The 16,962-nt window shown below is 40.9% G+C and carries 31 protein-coding genes; 7 read left to right on the forward strand and 24 right to left on the reverse strand.

Annotated features, from left to right (window positions below; translation table 11 throughout):
* Positions 1–38 precede the first annotated feature (38 nt).
* The 5 genes from SYN7502_RS07265 to SYN7502_RS07285 all read right to left on the reverse strand — a co-directional run bounded on the left by SYN7502_RS07265 (position 39) and on the right by SYN7502_RS07285 (position 2,999).
* A complete protein-coding gene (locus tag SYN7502_RS07265) occupies positions 39–1,160 on the reverse strand; it encodes a site-specific integrase (RefSeq protein ID WP_015168200.1) in 1,122 nt (373 codons plus the stop codon).
* 315 nt (positions 1,161–1,475) lie between these two features.
* Entirely contained in the window at positions 1,476–1,670 is a 195-nt protein-coding gene (locus tag SYN7502_RS07270) for a DUF6887 family protein (protein WP_015168201.1), read from the reverse strand.
* A 31-nt stretch (positions 1,671–1,701) separates the two neighbouring features.
* On the reverse strand, positions 1,702–1,971 hold the full coding sequence (locus SYN7502_RS07275) for a hypothetical protein (protein WP_210391331.1): 270 nt from the start codon (positions 1,969–1,971) through the stop codon (positions 1,702–1,704).
* A gap of 4 nt (positions 1,972–1,975) precedes the next feature.
* The gene (locus SYN7502_RS07280; protein ID WP_015168203.1) at positions 1,976–2,197 is read right to left on the reverse strand and encodes a hypothetical protein; all 222 of its coding nucleotides are present in this window, start codon (positions 2,195–2,197) and stop codon (positions 1,976–1,978) included.
* A 103-nt stretch (positions 2,198–2,300) separates the two neighbouring features.
* The gene (locus SYN7502_RS07285) at positions 2,301–2,999 is read right to left on the reverse strand and encodes a hypothetical protein (RefSeq protein WP_015168204.1); all 699 of its coding nucleotides are present in this window, start codon (positions 2,997–2,999) and stop codon (positions 2,301–2,303) included.
* Between the two features lie 28 nt (positions 3,000–3,027).
* Between SYN7502_RS07285 and SYN7502_RS20500 the strand changes: the two genes are divergently transcribed.
* Complete coding sequence (locus tag SYN7502_RS20500) at positions 3,028–3,312, forward strand: hypothetical protein (RefSeq protein WP_144050184.1); 285 nt, start codon at positions 3,028–3,030, stop codon at positions 3,310–3,312.
* 245 nt (positions 3,313–3,557) lie between these two features.
* Here SYN7502_RS20500 and SYN7502_RS07295 read toward each other — a convergent pair whose 3' ends face one another.
* Positions 3,558–3,893, reverse strand: coding sequence for a hypothetical protein (locus tag SYN7502_RS07295; protein ID WP_015168206.1), 336 nt, complete (start codon positions 3,891–3,893; stop codon positions 3,558–3,560).
* Between the two features lie 189 nt (positions 3,894–4,082).
* On the opposite strand from SYN7502_RS07295, the gene SYN7502_RS07300 reads away from it, so the two are divergent.
* The 4 genes from SYN7502_RS07300 to SYN7502_RS07315 are packed head-to-tail and all read left to right on the forward strand — an operon-like array spanning position 4,083 to position 5,812.
* Positions 4,083–4,721 (forward strand): hypothetical protein, encoded by a 639-nt coding sequence (locus tag SYN7502_RS07300; protein WP_015168207.1) that lies wholly within the window; start codon positions 4,083–4,085, stop codon positions 4,719–4,721.
* A 42-nt stretch (positions 4,722–4,763) separates the two neighbouring features.
* A complete protein-coding gene (locus tag SYN7502_RS07305; protein WP_015168208.1) occupies positions 4,764–5,039 on the forward strand; it encodes a hypothetical protein in 276 nt (91 codons plus the stop codon).
* A gap of 26 nt (positions 5,040–5,065) precedes the next feature.
* Entirely contained in the window at positions 5,066–5,278 is a 213-nt protein-coding gene (locus tag SYN7502_RS07310; protein WP_015168209.1) for a hypothetical protein, read from the forward strand.
* Positions 5,279–5,290: 12 nt separating this feature from the next.
* A complete protein-coding gene (locus SYN7502_RS07315; protein WP_015168210.1) occupies positions 5,291–5,812 on the forward strand; it encodes a hypothetical protein in 522 nt (173 codons plus the stop codon).
* A 223-nt stretch (positions 5,813–6,035) separates the two neighbouring features.
* Here the strand turns inward: SYN7502_RS07315 and SYN7502_RS07320 are convergent, their stop codons facing one another.
* Both SYN7502_RS07320 and SYN7502_RS07325 read right to left on the reverse strand, forming a co-directional pair.
* On the reverse strand, positions 6,036–6,902 hold the full coding sequence (locus SYN7502_RS07320; RefSeq protein ID WP_015168211.1) for a hypothetical protein: 867 nt from the start codon (positions 6,900–6,902) through the stop codon (positions 6,036–6,038).
* A gap of 3 nt (positions 6,903–6,905) precedes the next feature.
* Complete coding sequence (locus tag SYN7502_RS07325; RefSeq protein WP_015168212.1) at positions 6,906–8,009, reverse strand: tyrosine-type recombinase/integrase; 1,104 nt, start codon at positions 8,007–8,009, stop codon at positions 6,906–6,908.
* Between the two features lie 282 nt (positions 8,010–8,291).
* Here SYN7502_RS07325 and SYN7502_RS07335 point away from each other — a divergent pair, with 282 nt between their 5' ends.
* Positions 8,292–9,392 carry a site-specific integrase gene (locus SYN7502_RS07335; protein ID WP_015168213.1) on the forward strand — a complete coding sequence of 367 codons (1,101 nt, stop codon included), beginning with the start codon at positions 8,292–8,294 and terminating at the stop codon, positions 9,390–9,392.
* On the opposite strand, the gene SYN7502_RS07340 is transcribed toward SYN7502_RS07335, so the two are convergent.
* The 16 genes from SYN7502_RS07340 to SYN7502_RS07405 all read right to left on the reverse strand — a co-directional run bounded on the left by SYN7502_RS07340 (position 9,373) and on the right by SYN7502_RS07405 (position 16,393).
* Positions 9,373–9,822: a thermonuclease family protein gene (locus SYN7502_RS07340; protein WP_015168214.1), complete on the reverse strand. Its 450-nt coding sequence runs from the start codon at positions 9,820–9,822 to the stop codon at positions 9,373–9,375. The two genes, SYN7502_RS07335 and SYN7502_RS07340, sit on opposite strands and share 20 nt — an antisense overlap.
* Positions 9,819–10,007 (reverse strand): hypothetical protein, encoded by a 189-nt coding sequence (locus SYN7502_RS07345; RefSeq protein WP_015168215.1) that lies wholly within the window; start codon positions 10,005–10,007, stop codon positions 9,819–9,821. Before SYN7502_RS07345 ends, SYN7502_RS07340 begins: the two co-directional genes overlap by 4 nt.
* Complete coding sequence (locus tag SYN7502_RS07350) at positions 10,004–10,255, reverse strand: hypothetical protein (RefSeq protein WP_015168216.1); 252 nt, start codon at positions 10,253–10,255, stop codon at positions 10,004–10,006. Before SYN7502_RS07350 ends, SYN7502_RS07345 begins: the two co-directional genes overlap by 4 nt.
* On the reverse strand, positions 10,252–10,416 hold the full coding sequence (locus SYN7502_RS20165; protein WP_015168217.1) for a hypothetical protein: 165 nt from the start codon (positions 10,414–10,416) through the stop codon (positions 10,252–10,254). The genes SYN7502_RS07350 and SYN7502_RS20165 overlap by 4 nt, the downstream gene beginning before the upstream one ends.
* Positions 10,416–10,988 (reverse strand): glycoside hydrolase family 24 protein, encoded by a 573-nt coding sequence (locus tag SYN7502_RS07355; RefSeq protein WP_015168218.1) that lies wholly within the window; start codon positions 10,986–10,988, stop codon positions 10,416–10,418. Before SYN7502_RS07355 ends, SYN7502_RS20165 begins: the two co-directional genes overlap by 1 nt.
* 4 nt (positions 10,989–10,992) lie before the next feature.
* A complete protein-coding gene (locus tag SYN7502_RS20505) occupies positions 10,993–11,667 on the reverse strand; it encodes a nuclease A inhibitor family protein (RefSeq protein WP_210391332.1) in 675 nt (224 codons plus the stop codon).
* Positions 11,668–11,791: 124 nt separating this feature from the next.
* The gene (locus tag SYN7502_RS07365) at positions 11,792–12,523 is read right to left on the reverse strand and encodes a hypothetical protein (RefSeq protein WP_015168220.1); all 732 of its coding nucleotides are present in this window, start codon (positions 12,521–12,523) and stop codon (positions 11,792–11,794) included.
* A gap of 134 nt (positions 12,524–12,657) precedes the next feature.
* Positions 12,658–12,834 carry a helix-turn-helix domain-containing protein gene (locus SYN7502_RS07370; RefSeq protein WP_015168221.1) on the reverse strand — a complete coding sequence of 59 codons (177 nt, stop codon included), beginning with the start codon at positions 12,832–12,834 and terminating at the stop codon, positions 12,658–12,660.
* Positions 12,835–12,994: 160 nt separating this feature from the next.
* Entirely contained in the window at positions 12,995–13,273 is a 279-nt protein-coding gene (locus SYN7502_RS07375; protein WP_015168222.1) for a hypothetical protein, read from the reverse strand.
* 284 nt (positions 13,274–13,557) lie between these two features.
* Entirely contained in the window at positions 13,558–13,878 is a 321-nt protein-coding gene (locus SYN7502_RS20510; RefSeq protein WP_015168223.1) for a DUF3768 domain-containing protein, read from the reverse strand.
* Positions 13,879–14,394, reverse strand: coding sequence for a siphovirus Gp157 family protein (locus tag SYN7502_RS20515; protein ID WP_041429309.1), 516 nt, complete (start codon positions 14,392–14,394; stop codon positions 13,879–13,881).
* A gap of 1 nt (position 14,395) precedes the next feature.
* Positions 14,396–14,533, reverse strand: coding sequence for a hypothetical protein (locus SYN7502_RS20170; protein ID WP_015168225.1), 138 nt, complete (start codon positions 14,531–14,533; stop codon positions 14,396–14,398).
* A gap of 67 nt (positions 14,534–14,600) precedes the next feature.
* Positions 14,601–15,155 carry a hypothetical protein gene (locus SYN7502_RS07390; protein WP_015168226.1) on the reverse strand — a complete coding sequence of 185 codons (555 nt, stop codon included), beginning with the start codon at positions 15,153–15,155 and terminating at the stop codon, positions 14,601–14,603.
* Positions 15,156–15,236: 81 nt separating this feature from the next.
* A complete protein-coding gene (locus tag SYN7502_RS07395) occupies positions 15,237–15,542 on the reverse strand; it encodes a hypothetical protein (RefSeq protein WP_015168227.1) in 306 nt (101 codons plus the stop codon).
* A gap of 11 nt (positions 15,543–15,553) precedes the next feature.
* Positions 15,554–15,853, reverse strand: a complete 300-nt coding sequence (locus tag SYN7502_RS07400) for a hypothetical protein (RefSeq protein WP_015168228.1) — start codon at positions 15,851–15,853, stop codon at positions 15,554–15,556.
* Positions 15,854–15,946: 93 nt separating this feature from the next.
* On the reverse strand, positions 15,947–16,393 hold the full coding sequence (locus SYN7502_RS07405) for a hypothetical protein (protein ID WP_015168229.1): 447 nt from the start codon (positions 16,391–16,393) through the stop codon (positions 15,947–15,949).
* A 97-nt stretch (positions 16,394–16,490) separates the two neighbouring features.
* On the opposite strand from SYN7502_RS07405, the gene SYN7502_RS07410 reads away from it, so the two are divergent.
* Entirely contained in the window at positions 16,491–16,916 is a 426-nt protein-coding gene (locus SYN7502_RS07410) for a hypothetical protein (RefSeq protein WP_015168230.1), read from the forward strand.
* Positions 16,917–16,962: the final 46 nt, after the last annotated feature.

Consider the following 16,962-nt stretch of genomic DNA (forward strand, 5'->3'; position numbering starts at 1 on the left):
ACTGGACAACAACAACCTTGTGAATACGAAGAATCCAATCAAAGAACATTACTACCTTTCTTACTAACTCCAAATAAATTAGGAGTTCTAGGGCTAGAGTCAATTACGCCAGCATAATGCTGATAAAGAATTGCCAGATCGTGACCAGTAATCTGTGCCACAGTCATTGGATTCATACCACTAGAAAGAGCATGAGAGATAAAAGTCGATCTGGTGCTGTAGGGCTTGCGATAAGTTATCTCAATAGATTCTAAAATCGAAACCCATGCACGGTTGCGGAAATTATGATCGTCGATCGCAAGCCCAGTTAAAGAAGGAAAAACCAAATCTTCAGGATTAAAATTCTCAGGACGACGCTTAATCAACATCTCAGCCACATCTGATGACAAACGAAATTGCCTAGATCGATTAGTCTTAGGCGGTTTACGCACCCCACGGGAAATTGTTTGGATAATCTCAACATTAGTACAATCCGATGACAAATATTTCCAACGCAACCCAATTGCCTCAGCCAGTCTTACCCCAGTACCAAACAAAAAGAATACATAATCGTAAAGATAACTGTAATAACGATTATCAGCAAACGCTGTAAGTATTTTTTCTACCTCATCCGATGTAAACGGTCTGGGAGCTTCTTGAGGAGGCACACGTAAATAACTGGGTAACTTCTCCCAAGGATTGCTACTAACCAACTGCTGCTCCATGCCCCATTTGTAACAGGAAGATAGCATTTGCATTTTAGATTTAATCAACCGCTTACCATTACCCTGCTTTTCCAAATAAGTTAAAAACGCCTCTGGATCGGGAGCAACCACATTACCGTAAACCTCAGAAAGCTGGATCTGCACCGAAATATACTTTTCTAGCGTCCTTGCGTCCACCTGCTTTTCCTTAAATCCCTTAAATCGATCAAATAACTCAGTAAGGGTTAACTGCTTAATTTCTTGTATTGCTGGAGAAGGCTTATATTTAGCCAGTGTCAAATCAAAATTATCTGATAAAATATCCAGCTGAATTTGCGTAGCCCGACTTTGAGCAACCTTAAGATTAGTTTTATTGTCAGGCAGCCCCAACGTCAAAAAGTACCGCTTAGATTGATACGTCCATACCAGTCGTAACCACCCCTTATCGGAGTTAACTTTTACATCACCCTTAGCCATATTTGTCTCACAGTTATCTAACAAAAACGCCCTGAAATTTCGTGAAAAATCGGGTAATTCCCAGTTAGACGTATTTTGACAGATATGATCCAGTAAATGCAAAACCCTCTCATAGAAAGGGTTTAAGACTATCGGAATGTTGGGATTTGAACCCAAGACCCCCACTACCCCAAGGTAGGGGCATCAAAGGCTAGAAATATTACTGTGTATAGCTTCTGGGTACTGTCAATAAATGAACGGGGTAGATTTCGGGGTAGTCGGACAAGCCAAACAGCTAAGTAGCGCACCACTTTAGGAAGTTGTGCTTGAGTGAAATTATTGGGTTTGCTGAGTAGGCGATCGCTCTAAAAGTTTAGATAAATTAGATGCTTCTTCAGGTGGGTAAAATTTTTGGTCTGGTTCGGAGTTAACTTTATCCATTAGGGCTTCAAAAGCTTCTATGTCGTTGCGATGCTCTAGCAAATATGATTTAAGTTCGGGCTTAGTCATTGCTTTAAGGTTTGGTTTCATGATTCATATCTCTAATAACCTTTAGGAAGGTTTACCGATTTTCTAAACCAGTTAGCCTTGTATTAGTTGCTTCAACAAACTGAGAAACAACCTGTACTAGCTCAGTTAATTGTCTTTGGGTATTTTGGGCTAGTCGTCTATTTTCTGCCCCTTCATTAGCAGCAGCTTCAATGGCTCTAGCATTACTATTAGCGATCGCTTCAGTTTTAGTTAAATTTAGCCTTAGTTCTGCCATCTCTTGCATTACTTGAGCTTCATGATCGGCTTGTCTGGTTACTAAGCTTGATAGTATTTCTTGCATTTGTTCATAGGTCATTGCAGGTATCCTCTTGATTAATTAATTCTCGCTTTGCTGCTTCAGTGATTACCCTACGCAACCATGCTGACCGATTGGGTAGCGATCGCACTAAAGTATCAATATCAACAGTCAGTCTTGTAGCTGTGGCTAAATCAGCTAGTTTTTCAGTTGTGTCATCTTGTCTTGGTATATGAATCCCTTTAAGACAATCGTTGCGTTTTATTCCCATAAATTTACGTTGTTAACAACATTAAATATAGTCTATAGAACTATCTAAAGTCAAATAAAAAACCCTGTATTTCTACAGGGCTATCTAAGCGGTAAATTAGGGCTTAGTTCTTAAGTGATTGACAATATAGGTGATCGGCATTGATGCAAACTTTATGGACTAGGGAAAATAGCAACTCCAAACTCCCGCCTATCCCCTGAGTTTCTATATCTGTCAGGTAGTCAAATAACTCTGATTTGTTTAGCAGGATCGCCAATGAGTCAGCCTGCAATGTCAACTCATAGTGTTCTTTCAGTGGGATAGATTCAGTCTCTAGGCTTTTTAATTCCATACTGGTTATGTTAGGCAGACTAGCGATCGCATTATGCAATTCTTGAAACTGACTAAGAATACTCTCAAATATGGCATTGCTGTAGATATACCCAACCTCAATACCATCCTCTTCAAGTTGCTTAGTCCTCTCTGGTTTACGGCTTAATTGCTGTAACCTTTGGTGAAAGTTTTCAGATAGTTCTTTCACTAGGTTAGATTCATTCTCCACACTGGGTTTAGCGGCTTCGACTGGGTTAATCTTAACCTCTAACTCTGACAATGCTTTATGGAGACTGGCAACATCATTAATTAGCGTCTCGACTAGGTAGCTATCCCCGCCATCTCCCAGATTTTGGTTAAACAGACTGTCATCGTTGCCAGTGTCATCTATGGAGAGCGATCGCCATAAGGTTTTTAACTTTCCTGCTATTGAAGCTGTCTGAGTCTTAAGTTTGGCTATTTCTAACTCTCTGTTTAATTCGATATTCATTGCTAATTCTCCTAATTGATTTTATGTTTTGGTTAATTTGAGTGTTGCGATCGCATTGTTGAGTAAGTCTTATTTATGCGATCGCTCTTGGGGTAAAAGTTATAACTGGCAGTCCCATTTAGTGCGGACAACCTTATCTAGTAATTTGCAGACTAGGCGATCGCCACCTAGCGATCGTGCATTTGGGCAGTTCCCACAGGTTTTAGTTTTGGTTTCAGTGGTAATCATGATTCACCACCATCAAGGCGATCAAAGTATTGACTTCTTAACTGGGTGCGCTGATTGCTGGTTAAAGATTGCCAATATTGCTTAGTGAATCCCATACGGGCATAGAGGGGAGATTCTTGATTGCTTGGACTCCAAGAGCCACAATCTTTGTAATGGTGTTTTAGGACTGTTCTTGATAGCATTGGATTAATTCCTTAATTGGGTTTTGTAGAAGAAGCGATCGCCGTGGTAAGTGAGTCGCTTTTTCTATATCTAAATAGTACTTTATTTATCAAATACTTGTCAAATACTTGTCAAGTAGTTTATAAAGTATTTTATTTGTAAATTACTTTAAGCAATTACAAGCTTTTTAGGTCTGCCCCGTTTCCTTTGAGTCATTGGTACTATGACAACTCCAGAACTAGGCAAAACAGGCGGGGTTATTAGCGTTCTAGGCTGCGTACCTGAGAGTAACCCAATTACAGTAGATGCACTTAGAGTAAGGGTTTTAGGATGCGTACTTGATTGATCATCACACCATTTATTAAGTGACTTTATCACCAATGCGATCGCCTTAATAGTTATTGAAAGTAGTTGGATTACGCTAGAGATTAGAACTATTGTAAGCAGAGCAAAACCAGTAAAAATGAGCTTTGTAGCGGTTAAAGTTAATTTAGTATTGTTCATTGTTGGTTCCTGTGTAGAGGTTAGGAGTAGCTATCAGCGTGTAGAGATTGCTGAACTTTTTGTATAGTACTTTATTTATAAACTACTTGTCAAGTACTAAACAAATAAAATACTTTAGATATACTTTATATTGTACTTTTATTTAAGGTACTTGGTATATACTTTATAAGTACCTTATAAATAATTGATATGGCAAAACCTCTAAATATCAAGCCTGTGCAGATTTACCCTAGTCCAGAGCTTTATGATGCTATTAAAGAAACTGTCGATAATGGTACTTATAGAAGCATGAATGCTGCTGTGATTGCCTTGGTAGAAAATGCTCTATTAGGGAGTAACAAAGCTGAAAATAATCAATCCCCTGTCGATATTGGGACTGTAAAGCAGTTAATTAAAAATGAAATTGCAGGGCTAAAACAGCAATTATTAGATGAGTTATCAATTCTGATCGCTAATTTTGGCAGTGGTCAGGCTGATAATGTGATCGCTATCCCTGAAACTCAACAGAACAAAGTTGATTTAACGGATATTCCTGCTACTCAGGCGATTCCTACGGATGCGGTTCCCGCCGCAGTTAGTCCAGAAATTACCCCAGATAATCCAAAACCCGCTCAAGTTAGTTCAGAGCATCCTTACCCCATTGGCACTGAGATAAGGCTTAAAGAGTTATCAGAGCATCTAGGGTTCAACCTAATTAATTACTCAACCTATGCCAAAAAGCAGGGTATTACCCCTGATGAGTACGTTAACCAACGGGCGATCACTAAAGGGGAATTATGGGAAATTGCCACGGTAGGTAACAAGAAAATTGCTACTAGAGTTGGTTGAAATGTTAGGTTTTGTTAGGTTTTACACTAAGCGATCGCAACCATGAACCAAACCCTTAGATCGTTGCATTTACTCTGGGAAGTTGACTCGAATAACTATCCTATAGCCCGTGCTTATTTGAGTAAGTTAGGGGTACAGCTACCAAAGAATCCTAGTCCTGAAAGAGTTAGATGTGCAATGGTAGAGGTGCTTAGTAAATCGGGTTTGACTAAGGTTAGTAAAAACGAGTTGAGGGTTTTAAGAAAAAATGCAACTGAGGCAGATAAGGAAGCTAAACATTTAGCTCCATACCCAATCAACCCCAGTAAGAGAGGATAATTTAGTAAATAAAGGAGGGACAAAAAATGAACCAAAAAGTGACTCAAATAAATCAACCGATGCGGGGCAAAGCTAAACAGACACTTAGCGACCTAGAAATGATCGATTCAGCTATCCAAATATGCTACGAAGCTATTCAGAAGCTTGAGTTTCAAAGTAAAGAGGGGGCGGTAGAGGCTTTCGTTAGAATGTCAGAGCTGCGATTGAAATATATAGATTGGCTAGATAACCAGAAATAAGCTGAGGTAATAATGGCTAAATATGACTGGACAAAAATTAAAGCTGAGTATGTCGAGGTAGTCAGTGAGTCTGAACGCCCTACACTAGATGCCCTTGCTAAAAAGTACGGTTGTAATCCAGATTATTTAAGGGCTAAAGCGAGCAAAGATAATTGGTTAGAAGACTCGAACAAATTTCTAACATTAACCTCACAGAAACGGCGGGTTAAAAAGTCAGACTTAATGGCAGAGGCACAGTCACAGTTTGATACAGAGTGCTTAAGACTCGCTAAAGCGGGTTTAAGCTATGTTGCCCGTGAGATGGAAGATTTACAAAATAATCCAGATAATCGCCGTTTTATAAGTGTTATGAAAGTTTTAGAGATGTCTCAAAAGGTCGGGAAAACTGCAATAGGCGATATTAATTGGGCAGTCGGTCAAATCCTGAACTGGGGATATATAGTTTCAGCCCCTACAGAAGAACAGACAGAGGAATATTTTGGGTTTACTGATGTGATCGATCCAGAACCTAGAGAGCCTAATTACCTAAAATAATACTATTGGAGCAAGCGATCGCAAAGTAAGGGTGCTGACATACGGGAATGTTTGAGGCATGATAGGTTTAACTGCCATAGGTTAATAAACTCCTAAGTTATTAATTTGTGGTTTGGTTAGTCCAATAGCTTGCGGGTGAGATCGTTGGGCTATTGGGCTTTTACTGGGGAATAAGGCTTTTTGGAAGCTGTAAATTAGGATATTAGAGACAGAAAACCCATAGTTATTCTGCGGACAAAATCCATCCTTTGTAATCTTTCTTAATAATAGATAGTGCTTGAAACTCTTTGGATCGTTCAATGGTTCGAGCCATTGCATTTTCTGCCCTGTGGAAATCTTTCCAAGCGTCAATAACAGATTGGTCTTTTTGGCAATTTCCAAGCTTCAATATAAAGTCCTTAATAGATATGAATTCCTCTAAAGTCTCAAATGTAATTTCACGGGGAATCCTTACAGATTCAATTGGAGCAATTTCAATCTTATTAAGGTTAATTCCAGTAATGTCTTTAATACGGGTTAGATTTCCTTTGCTATCTTTTTTATAAAAAGTATTGCCAATCGGGTCTTGAGCGTATTCAGACATCAATTGGGTAGCTTTATACATCGCTTGCTTTGTCATTCCTTTTCTTAAAGGTTCATTCCCTAGGATTCCATTATTTCTAAGTTCTTGTTCGCATTGCTGCAAAATATGATTACAAAATAAGCTATCGATTGTCCACACCTTAAAAAGATTGGGGCATCTAGTTTCCACCTCATTTGATACAGCCATTTTCTTTAATAACGTGAATAGACTAATGTCAACCTGTGCAAAACTTTCATATTTTTTCGCTTCTTTAGAGTGTTTAATTTCAAGTCTTTGAGATATATCGTTGAGAACAAGATACCTAAACCATAAAGATTTTGCTTTATAAATTTTTTTAACAGCATTGAAGTTCTTTCTGTGGAGATCGGATGGGAAGTCCTCATAGTTAGTGCAAGCAGATGTTGGAAACCAATACTGGATTAATTTGTTTGGGACTTCCTGATAATGCAAAAGGAATTGGTTTATATATCCTTCTGGGGTATTGTTCGGTATGTAGATTTTCTTCATGCTCTAAAACTCCACAAATATAGATTTTTGGTTTATTGAACTAGCGTAATTCTGAAACATCACCTTGGGATTATGCCCAGATGCCTCCGCAACATCAAGATAATTTGCTCCATTGGCTAAAGCATGAGATATAGCAGAATGTCTTGTACAGTATGGTTTACGGTATTCAATTCCAATCTGATTAATTATCGTTTTCCATGCCCTGCGATTGAAGTTATGGTCATCTATCGGATTTCCTTTAGGAGAGGTGAATACTAAATCATCTGGTTTGTGGGGATGTTCAGAATGCAGTTTAAGCATTGCCGATACCCTAGGACTAAGAACCACTGTCCTAGCTTTACCCGTCTTGGTAGTATTCCTATGCTCTCCCCTGCTTATCGTTTCGCAAAAGATAATGTGACTAAAATCATCAGCTACATTTCTCCATCGCAAACCTACAGCCTCACCAAATCGGCAACCCGTGCCAAACAGGAAAGATACTAAGGGGTAATAGTGGGAATAGTAGCGATCGCACTTAAACGCATTCAGGATTAATTGAATCTCATTAGCAGTGAAAGGTTTAACTCGTTTGGATTCACTTACTTTAATCTTGGGTATATGGGCAGTCCAAGGGTTAGCATCGGCAATCTGATATTTCCCCCTTGCCCACTCCCAACAACTTTGTAGTAACCAGAGCCTAGCTTTTGCTGTGCCATTGGTTACTTGCTCTAATTGCAATGCCACAAAATTACCTGCCAGAGTTTCCGTAACCCTATTAGCGGGAATATTTAGCGATCGCTCTAAATGTCTCTGGAGTGGTTTATATCTTGCCTCAACAGAGCGTGGGGATAAACATTTCTGCTTTGCCTGATACTGAGTAAATTTCTGGAATAACTCAACCGTACTAATTTCTGTAGCAGTTTTACCCCTTGTTCGAGGTTTGTACTTTAGTAATGTCGGATCAAAATATCCTGCTTGAATATCTAGCTCAATCTGGGCTGCTTTCTGTTTTGCTACGGCTCTACCAGTTGGATCGTCATTAACACCACAAGACATTTGAAGTCGTTTGCCTTGGTATATCCAACGTAGCCTTAGTCTGCCATCGTGATTTTCTATGGTAATTTTCATCGGGGTAAAAATCGGGGTAGTTTTACAACCCAAATAACCCTTAAAAGCCCATATTTAACTCTCTTAATGAGAATGAATGATCTTTTAGAAGTTACTTGGAACTCCCAAAAGCCTTACCAGTTATGGCTCCCCAGCCAATCGGAATGTTGGGATTTGAACCCAAGACCCCCACTACCCCAATGAGAGGTACAACCTAGCAATAGCTTGATTTTATTAAGTCTCCGACAAGATTCTGTCGAAAACCTGTCATAATTTATCATGACTTATACAGGAAATTGGTAGATGAATGGTAGACAAATAATCAAGATTGGAGAAGATAAGGGATGGCTCCGATTGCGATGGACTTTTCAAGGTAAACGGTATGCTCTAACCCTTGGGCTGCCTGACTCTAAAACAAATCGTGTGGTGGCAAGCAGACGTGCTAATGAGATCGAGATTGATATCATCTCTGGGCATTTCGATTCTAGTCTGAATAAATATCGCTCCAATTGGCAGAAAGTGGAAACGATGCAGAAAACACGGGTTTTCTTGTCGGGTGCTGTAGCACAGTTTGTCCAATACAAATGCGATCGTGTGGATGTGAGAACAAAGGAAAGGTACGGACTATTTCAGAGACAGTTTGTAGAGTTCTTTGGTGATATTGATTTACTGCTGTTCTCACAGGTAGAGTGCGAACGATATACTAAGGAACTATTCAGCAATCTATCTCACAGTACAGCTTCAGAGAAAGTAACTATCGCTAGGTCTTTTTTTGATTGGGCTATCAAGAATGACCATGCTACGGTCAATGTCTTCAGCGATTTACCTATACCACGCCGACCACAAAAAGAGAGTGCCAGACCTTTTAGCCAAAGTGAAGTAAAGACGATCATTTCAGCTTTTGAAACTAACCGATATTATGCTTGGTACTATCCGTTTGTCTCGGTTCTATTTGGAACAGGTATGCGCTTGGGAGAAGCCTCGGGTTTGGAGTGGTCAAAGATTAGTAGCGATCGCACTCAAATTGAAGTTAGTCAGTCCTATAGCGATAGCAGGATGAAACCCACAAAAACTAACCGTAGTCGCATTTTTAAGGTATCAGCTAGTGTTACTAAGATTCTTGAATCTCTGCCAGTAAGGGATGGTTTTATCTTCCAGTCAGCTAAAGGAAATCCAATAGATCTTCGTAATTTTAGAAATCGGGCATGGGCGGCGATTATGGAACAGACGGGAATTGAGTATCGTAAGCCTTACATAACTCGTAGCACTTTCATCTCTCATGCCTTGGCTTCTGGGATGCACCCGCTTATGGTTGCTCAAATTACTGGACACGATCCAGAGACTATGTTTGCTAACTATGCAGGATTTATCAATTCAATTCCAACTACTCCCGATCTATTCTAATTTTTGATTGGGTTCTTCGATATTCCCAAGGGCGTTGTTGTCCACTTACGCCAGATTGCCAAACTCCAAATTTATTGGCGATCGCACTTTTCTCAGCATTTCCTAAAACTGTCTTTTGCGTGGGGCAGGTGCCATAGGTGTAAGCAAGTCCAGACCTGATAAGCTCGGCATTGAGTAGTCGATTATCTAACCAAACTTCCGCAAGGATTCTGTGGTAAATATCGATGCCATTACTGACAAGACGGACATTTTTGTTTAGTGCCAGTTGGGTCAGCTTGGCGGTGGCGGCTTTACCAAACGGTTGTAATTTTTCAGGAGCGTCCGCGCCACAGAGCCTGATTTTCAGTTTGTCGCACTCAAGGGTATCTCCATCAATCACGCGCTTAACGTGGCATATTCCAATGTTCGGGGGTACAAAGTAGGGTGTCATCCGCCCTCAGTTGATTTGGCATCATCTAAGGGTTCTTTGGTGCCTTTTTCATCTGTATAAGGATTGACGTTGCCCTTGGCGGTGTAGTTGTCGGTATCGGTATGATTGGCTTCGGTGCGGAAGTGGTTTTTAACCTCAGTGCCATCTTTACGGATGTACTTTTTGACGTAGGTATCGTTGTTCATTTTTTAGTCTCCAGTTGTCGTTCAATGTTGCTAAGTCGGCGTTCTAGCTGCATATCATGCTGTTCAGCTATGGCTTTGAAGGCAGCGAATTCTTTTGAGACTACTAAGTTGCTCATCTGATCGCGGAGTAGGGCTACATCCTGCCTGAGTTGTAACACTGTTCCAGTTAGAGCTATCAGTAAGGCGATCATGCAAGCTTGGGCGATCGCACTTGGGTCTATTCTGAGATTGTTGGGTGCGTTGTTCATTTTGCTCGTGAGGTATCGGTGGGTGTGGGCAACCAGTAACCTAAAATGCCTGATAGGGTTGACCAGTATGCAGCTTCTGTTCTGCCAGACATGATGCTGACAATACAAAAGCTGATAATAATCAGGCTTAGTAAAACTTGAATGCGAAAGCGTTTGTCCATTACTGCAACTTGCCTCCAAACTTTACAAATAGTGCCTCGCACTCTATATAACTAATTGAGGGCTGCCCATAGCGACCAGGGGGCAGACTTGCCCATTCCCATGAGCATTTATCCAAGGCAGTTCTGATATTGCCATCTAGGATGTTTTGATAAGCGAACCGCCTTTTGATTAGTTCTATTGCCCCTCTATCTTGATTCTCTGGGGAGAAGTCTGGCAAATTAAGAGAATCCCAAGTGGTACTGAGAAACTGATAGGCACCTGCGGCATCAGAGCAAAGTTCTCCTGCACATTGGATGATTCTAGGATGGTCGGCAAAGGATGAAAATCGCTTGCCTGTGAACATGATGCGATAACCGTCTATTCCAGTGGTACCTTCAGGAACTCGGATGAGGTTTAGGAAAGCTTTGATTTGGCTGTTTTCCTGATCTGGGGAAACTGGTTCAGGAGTACGCCAAATATATGCAAACTTGTCTATGACTGGCTTGGAAATGTTGTTTTGCAGGTAGGCGATCGCTTTCTTCTGGTGGTCTAGTCCTTTGTAGAAAGCGATGACATCAAGTAGTTGAATCATAGATTTAGGTTTCTACAAGTTTGGTTTTCAATGCTACGGTGCCTTGGGGGTGAAGCAACAGCACTATTAGCTCGTGGGTATATTTCTTCTGTTTGACGGGATAGTGCCATGCAGTGACAGAAGCATTGTTTTTGATAAAGCTATACAAGGCTTGCCATCTGTTAGCTAAACTTGCCCTTTCGACATTGCCAGATTGTTGATCATCGGGATCAATATTGCGTAGAAAGTTGGGAATTACCCGATCTAGGCTGCGAACTTCAATCCCCTTGATGGGTGGCATTTTGCTGCTAAATCCTTTTGATAGAATTTCGATGGGGAAGTCGGACTCGCTAGGATAGAGTAATCCTTTGGTAAGAGTGGTTAGCTGTTTTTCGAAGTCAGCTAGGTTTAGCTTGGAATCAAGATCGCAGTAGCAATGTTCGGTCGGTGCTGGTGGCACTGGCTCCACTACTAGGATAGATACTGGTGGTGAAGGCTCAGTCACAGGTATCGGTTCAACTACTGGGGGGAGTGGCTCGGGTACAGGTGGAGTTATTGGAGAATCTATGATTACAGGTGGTATAGGTTCTGGTTGTACTGAGATAGGAGGAGCAGGATCGATTACTAAAATTATCTCAACTACAGGCTCAGGAGTTGGTTCAATAACTGGTGGTAATTCAATTATTGGAACTGGTTCCATAGCTACTTCTTTGCAAGAGACTCTGATTACAACCTCAGTGTTGCAGGGGATTTCGATATTATGTTCGGTCATTTTCTTTTATTGGAATAAGTGATTTAAGGATTAATTGAGAACTAAATACGAGTTAGGCGAAGTAAATATCAAGAATTTGAGCTACGTTATACGCTCCATTTTGGAGGTCATAGAACTCACCGCTTACCTGTTGGTAGAACTTGATTGCTATGGCAATGATCACCAGTTCGGTAGTTGGGGCTTCGTAGATAAGTGGAGGTAAGGAAATAGGTTCGCTCTTAGTGGCGATTTCGGATTGGGCTACGATAATATCCTTAACCTGTAGGACTTCAGGCGAGATGTCGATTATGGCTGCTATGGCGATCGCTGCGGCGTGAGTGGTGCCATCGGGGCTGTATAAATCCTTCAAGGTGACATCTCCATCAGTGAGGCTTTTTATCTCAATCGCGGTTTCAGTTGCTCCAGTATTGAAGTTGATTTTGATCGGGGCGACAGATAACAGATTAGCATTGCCGTTTAGCTCAAAGCCCTTGAGGACGGTCTTTGCTTCGTTGTTACTGAGAATACGCTTGCCGCGTTCGTTGGTTTCGTCTAGGGCGATTCCACTGCGAACTGCTTTGACCATTCGAGAAGAAAGATATTTGTCGCCTACATCTAGAACTCGTAAGGCATCACGAATGACTTTGCCTTGTTTGGAGGCGATCGCAAATTCGGAATTGTTTTCTTTGGTACGGCTAGAGGTGATGGTACGAGACTTGGCTGCCATTTTAGCTACGCCGTCCTTGTCAATCGTTACGCCATCAAGGGTTCCTTGGAATTTGATTAAACTGGTTACTTTTGCCATTGATCTGGGGGTGATATGGGACTGATCTGAACTATCCCTGAATCATCTCTGGATTTGCTATGGATTACAACCACAAGTGATACCCCAGATAACGCATCACTTGTTGAATTACTTGGGGTATTACTTGTTGAATTTTAATGCTTACTGAGTTGGGTAATCTTCTCTAAAGCTAAGGGTGAAGGATGGGATTTACCATTTTCCCAACGGTTGATCGTGTTGAGGGTTACTCCCAATTCCATAGCAAACTGTTCTTGGGTCATTCCCAAGCGATAACGCAGTTCTTTAACAAATTTGGCGGTGTGAGTAATCACGATTAATTATAGAAGTCTACCTATATTTAGTGTATTTTAGCTTTATTTCACTAATTATCATACTAAATATGAAGAGCTTAAGTAATATGGATAATTGTCACATTACTAAAAAAAGGAGTAATTGGGAATAAGGAACCGATATTTCCCTAATCTGAAACTCTTAAAACTTTTTAACTTCTGGCTCTGCGTAGCAAACCATCTGGAATTCACAATTTACTGACATCATTAGTGCATTCATGCTGTCTAAATTGGGAGCATTTTCACCCTTAAAGTATCGCTGAACTTGAGCAAATTTACCTCGCTCATTAGTCTCTGTTATCCTTGCATATTCTTTGACAATCTTAGCCAGCCACTTATCTCCCCATAAGGCGATCGCTCTTTCTTTAATGGCTTGTATCTGCTTTTCAGTTAGCTCCTTATACTTTAGTTTTTCCGACATATTACACAATTTGATTGTTATTCAGCTAACAGCATAGCCTAAAGTTTTAACTAATTGTTTTCATTAAAGGTAACTATTGTTGATAGATTTTTACCAGTTTAGTTCAGGTCAAGGCGGCTCTGCCGACTAAAACAATTTAGAACAAGGCAGCTATGCTGCACAGGATAAATAAATCGGCTCTGCCGTCTGCTTTGAGGGTGGGCGGGTTGGGTAAGAAAAATCGGGCTTGTCCCGTCAACATCTCGATCCGTTTGACTAGGGTTAGTATCTTCCCCTAGTAATAATTAATATTCGCTGCTGTGCATGATGGTCATAACTCTACGGGTGAGTTCTGGATCGCTTGGGTCTTCGCTTCCGTATTCTAAATCTAGGTCAAAGTAATCTATCTTCCAGAAATATCTCTCTCCTTGGATTTCAATACTTCCGAAGTCATGCTCTCTGTATGGATCGTTGTCTTCGGTAAAGGTGTCAAATGTAGCGATCGCTTTCAAAAGTTCTACCGCTTCTTCTCTAGCTCCTTGTGTAAATCTCCAATCCTGATTAGGCGGTAATTTACGAAACCGATCGTTTAATTCGGCAATTGGGTTTTTAGTCGTGGTTTTCATTTATTTAATTCTCATTGAGTAACTGCGATCGCCCAGTCGGGCAAATTCTAAAACTTCACCTTTTTCCAAGGCTTTACGGATTGCTTCACGGTCTGGCTCACGGCTTGTTAACCGATCTGGGATGTTGGTAGTTGGGTAGTTTTCGTCAAGAATCATAGGAGCTTTGCCGCCGTTCTTGGCTAGGGTCAATCTATATCGATCTGTTTCGATGGTCTTGAGTTCGTGGGCTTGAAAGAATCGCTGTAAATTGGCTTTGAGAGCTTTTATTTTGTTCTCGTCAATCTGTGATCGCTTGCTAAGTCTATTAGCTTCTGCCTTTCTTGCATCTGCTCTAGCCTGTAATTCTTGGATCAAGGCTGCATAGTTGTCTAGCTTTTGGTCTCGTTGGGCTTCAATATTTTCAAGCCAAAACCATCGGTCTATCAATCGATCCTGTGCTTCAGGATTATCGAATAACTCCTCTAGCTGTTCTTCAAGTTCGATTAAATCTCTGGAAATTTGGATAAGTGTAGTCATTTTATTGGTTCCCATATCGTAAATAGTCATCCATAAGCTCGTTTTCCTCTTCTTTTAGAAATGCTTCTTTCTCTTCATCGTTTAGCTTTAAGCTCTCTAAATCTTCATTTTCGATCTCAAAATCATCAATTATCTGCATAATGGTTAAATCCTTAATTAGGTGATGCCCTAGCCGCTCTGATAAATTGACTAGGGCTTAATTGTTTCTAAGCTGCGATTAAGGCTGGTTGCTCTCTGACTGGCAACATCTCACGGGTTCCGTTTGAGTCTCCCAAGATTGGGTTAGTCTGCATGAATCCGATGATCTGGGTTAACTGCTTCTTTTCTTCTGGAGTTTTACGCTGTCTCCAATCAAACTTTACAGATTTGTATGGATCGCCTTTGCCGTTTTGGTGACTCAGGAAAGAAAGGATAAAAATACCTTCGGCGGGTTCGCCATTTTCCATCAATCGGGTAATGGTCTGGGTAAATTGAGATAGAGAGCGAGTTTTGATGTAGCTGACACAGACTGTATTAGCTGGTAAAAACTTGCAAGTTGGAGCAGGAATGTAGAAAATCTGTAGCCACTCGGTTTGCTTGGTTTTGCCCAAGTTCCCAAAAAGTTGCTTAACTCCGATTATGGAGATTTCCATTGAGTTACCAAGAAATTCATCATCACCGATCGCTACTTGTCCAGCTTGGCAATTTAGTCTCACTGCGTATGGATTTTGTGGAAGAAAGATAGAATCTTTGGGTTTGGTTCCAAATACTGTTAATGACATAGTTTTATTTGTTGTTATTGTGTTGAATTGGTTGAATTGATACCCTAGCTTTTAGAGACATCGAGGGCGTTGGTCATTTGGTTAGAGATTATTAGCTATCTCTTCGATTACTCCGTCCATCTTGATCGCTTGTCCAGTGGTGCATCTGCCCCACCAAGTACCGTAATCATTGTCTAGGATTGGCTGTTTATGCTCTCTTAGCTTCTCGGCTAACCAGTTAGAGATCGACCACCATTCAAAGATTTCTCGATACTCGTCTGTCTCTTCATCGTTTAGATTTTCGATGTCTTCGATAGAGAATAAAGAACTCTCAAAACACTTTTCGATTAGTGAGCTTTGGCATAGATAGACATCTTCACTTACGATCCTCTCGGTTACTGCACACATGGCTATTACCTCTAGGCTGCTAGGATTTGATCGAAGATATGCTGATCGTATTCATCCTCTACGGTGTGATCTGGCTTGAGCCTAGCGATCGCATTATGGAAACTATAAGCAAACAATTCATGCTTATTGGTGCCTCCTGCTGCCCAAGGCATACATTCTTCTAAAAGATTTTCGATAGCAGTTTCGAGCCATGCTGTGTAAATCCCTTTCAACTTGTCTAGGTCGTGGGATTCTCCGAACTCTGCCCACATTTGCTGTCTGGCTTTGAATGCTGCTGCTGCGATCGCCTGTTCTATTTTTTCGTTAGTCATGGTATTTTTTAAGTTAAGTAATTTGGTTTACTGCCTCTCCGACTCTGACCAGTCTTTGAGGCTCTTTTTTTGCTCATTTCTGAATTGATAAAATTATATCAAATTAGAAGCTAAAATACAAGCATTATTAATATAATCTTTTAAACTTGAATAACCTAATTGGGCTAAAACTGCGTAACCATGCTTGCAGACTCCACGCCCAAAAAACTCGGTTTGATTGCGATAATCTTCACACTCACAAGCGATCGCTGCCGCTCCCAGAACAACTGTGTAAACACTTCTTTTAGCCTCATTTTTAACGCTATAAGAACAACTTTGATAAGCATTTCGAGTAACGACTAATCCCCGTGCTTGAGCTTTGCGGCGATCTACAAAGTGCTGCTTAAATGCTTTTTTGCTGATAAATGTAGGGCGTTTACCTTTAATCCACACCCAGACAACTTTTGCGAACTCTTGAATTTTGACTAGGGTGCGATCGCCTAAGCCTAATAACCGCTTGACTGCGGAAACTGAGTAGAGAATGTTTGAAGAAGTAACCATGTGAATAACTTTGAATGAGTATATAGATATTATAGCAAAATAGAAGCTAAAATACAATCAATAATAATATAATATAGAAAAGAAAGTAAGGAAAAAGATGCAAGTGATAGGCGTAACGGGGGCAAGAAAACTAACAGCCGTAGAAATAGAACAGGTAAAGTACGAACTATGGGAATTAGACCGTGATGGAACTCACTGGCACATAGGAGACGCTGATGGAGTGGATAAAACTGCGAGAAACTGGGTAGCTGGTGAGCAAACCCACTACAACACTGAGGGAATGCAAAAATGGCAACTAGCAGCTAGAAGTACAAAACTGGTAAAAGCACTGGCGGCAAACGGGGGAATGCTCCACGCATGGGCTAATAAACCAGCACCCGTAGGGCTAAAACCCAGTAGATGCTGGAAGTGTGCAAGCGGGTCGGGAACTTGGGGAACTGTAGCTCTGGCGGTGGGACTGGGGGTAAAAGTAGAATTGCATTGGCTGGGGGAGGAACGGGTAAAACCTGACTGGTTGCTGTAGATCAAAATTTGGGATTGAGGGCTTCGCCCCCTCTACATATACGCAC

Source organism: Synechococcus sp. PCC 7502, from assembly GCF_000317085.1.
In the GTDB taxonomy this organism is placed as follows: Bacteria; Cyanobacteriota; Cyanobacteriia; order Pseudanabaenales; family Pseudanabaenaceae; genus PCC-7502.

Coding starts and splice junctions, on each gene's coding strand:
- SYN7502_RS07390 (WP_015168226.1), bottom strand. CDS start 15,155: ATGTCATTAACAGTATTTGGAACCAAACCCAAAGATTCTATCTTTCTT.
- SYN7502_RS07300 (WP_015168207.1), top strand. CDS start 4,083: ATGGCAAAACCTCTAAATATCAAGCCTGTGCAGATTTACCCTAGTCCA.
- SYN7502_RS07270 (WP_015168201.1), bottom strand. CDS start 1,670: ATGAAACCAAACCTTAAAGCAATGACTAAGCCCGAACTTAAATCATAT.
- SYN7502_RS07310 (WP_015168209.1), top strand. CDS start 5,066: ATGAACCAAAAAGTGACTCAAATAAATCAACCGATGCGGGGCAAAGCT.
- SYN7502_RS07345 (WP_015168215.1), bottom strand. CDS start 10,007: ATGAACAACGATACCTACGTCAAAAAGTACATCCGTAAAGATGGCACT.
- SYN7502_RS20515 (WP_041429309.1), bottom strand. CDS start 14,394: ATGACTACACTTATCCAAATTTCCAGAGATTTAATCGAACTTGAAGAA.
- SYN7502_RS07350 (WP_015168216.1), bottom strand. CDS start 10,255: ATGAACAACGCACCCAACAATCTCAGAATAGACCCAAGTGCGATCGCC.
- SYN7502_RS07365 (WP_015168220.1), bottom strand. CDS start 12,523: ATGGCAAAAGTAACCAGTTTAATCAAATTCCAAGGAACCCTTGATGGC.
- SYN7502_RS07410 (WP_015168230.1), top strand. CDS start 16,491: ATGCAAGTGATAGGCGTAACGGGGGCAAGAAAACTAACAGCCGTAGAA.
- SYN7502_RS07280 (WP_015168203.1), bottom strand. CDS start 2,197: ATGGGAATAAAACGCAACGATTGTCTTAAAGGGATTCATATACCAAGA.
- SYN7502_RS07400 (WP_015168228.1), bottom strand. CDS start 15,853: ATGACTAACGAAAAAATAGAACAGGCGATCGCAGCAGCAGCATTCAAA.
- SYN7502_RS07335 (WP_015168213.1), top strand. CDS start 8,292: ATGAATGGTAGACAAATAATCAAGATTGGAGAAGATAAGGGATGGCTC.
- SYN7502_RS07340 (WP_015168214.1), bottom strand. CDS start 9,822: ATGACACCCTACTTTGTACCCCCGAACATTGGAATATGCCACGTTAAG.
- SYN7502_RS07285 (WP_015168204.1), bottom strand. CDS start 2,999: ATGAATATCGAATTAAACAGAGAGTTAGAAATAGCCAAACTTAAGACT.
- SYN7502_RS07355 (WP_015168218.1), bottom strand. CDS start 10,988: ATGATTCAACTACTTGATGTCATCGCTTTCTACAAAGGACTAGACCAC.
- SYN7502_RS07325 (WP_015168212.1), bottom strand. CDS start 8,009: ATGAAAATTACCATAGAAAATCACGATGGCAGACTAAGGCTACGTTGG.
- SYN7502_RS20505 (WP_210391332.1), bottom strand. CDS start 11,667: ATGGAACCAGTTCCAATAATTGAATTACCACCAGTTATTGAACCAACT.
- SYN7502_RS07265 (WP_015168200.1), bottom strand. CDS start 1,160: ATGGCTAAGGGTGATGTAAAAGTTAACTCCGATAAGGGGTGGTTACGA.
- SYN7502_RS07320 (WP_015168211.1), bottom strand. CDS start 6,902: ATGAAGAAAATCTACATACCGAACAATACCCCAGAAGGATATATAAAC.
- SYN7502_RS07395 (WP_015168227.1), bottom strand. CDS start 15,542: ATGTGTGCAGTAACCGAGAGGATCGTAAGTGAAGATGTCTATCTATGC.
- SYN7502_RS20510 (WP_015168223.1), bottom strand. CDS start 13,878: ATGAAAACCACGACTAAAAACCCAATTGCCGAATTAAACGATCGGTTT.
- SYN7502_RS07295 (WP_015168206.1), bottom strand. CDS start 3,893: ATGAACAATACTAAATTAACTTTAACCGCTACAAAGCTCATTTTTACT.
- SYN7502_RS07375 (WP_015168222.1), bottom strand. CDS start 13,273: ATGTCGGAAAAACTAAAGTATAAGGAGCTAACTGAAAAGCAGATACAA.
- SYN7502_RS07305 (WP_015168208.1), top strand. CDS start 4,764: ATGAACCAAACCCTTAGATCGTTGCATTTACTCTGGGAAGTTGACTCG.
- SYN7502_RS07275 (WP_210391331.1), bottom strand. CDS start 1,971: ATGCAAGAAATACTATCAAGCTTAGTAACCAGACAAGCCGATCATGAA.
- SYN7502_RS20170 (WP_015168225.1), bottom strand. CDS start 14,533: ATGCAGATAATTGATGATTTTGAGATCGAAAATGAAGATTTAGAGAGC.
- SYN7502_RS07315 (WP_015168210.1), top strand. CDS start 5,291: ATGGCTAAATATGACTGGACAAAAATTAAAGCTGAGTATGTCGAGGTA.
- SYN7502_RS07405 (WP_015168229.1), bottom strand. CDS start 16,393: ATGGTTACTTCTTCAAACATTCTCTACTCAGTTTCCGCAGTCAAGCGG.
- SYN7502_RS20165 (WP_015168217.1), bottom strand. CDS start 10,416: ATGGACAAACGCTTTCGCATTCAAGTTTTACTAAGCCTGATTATTATC.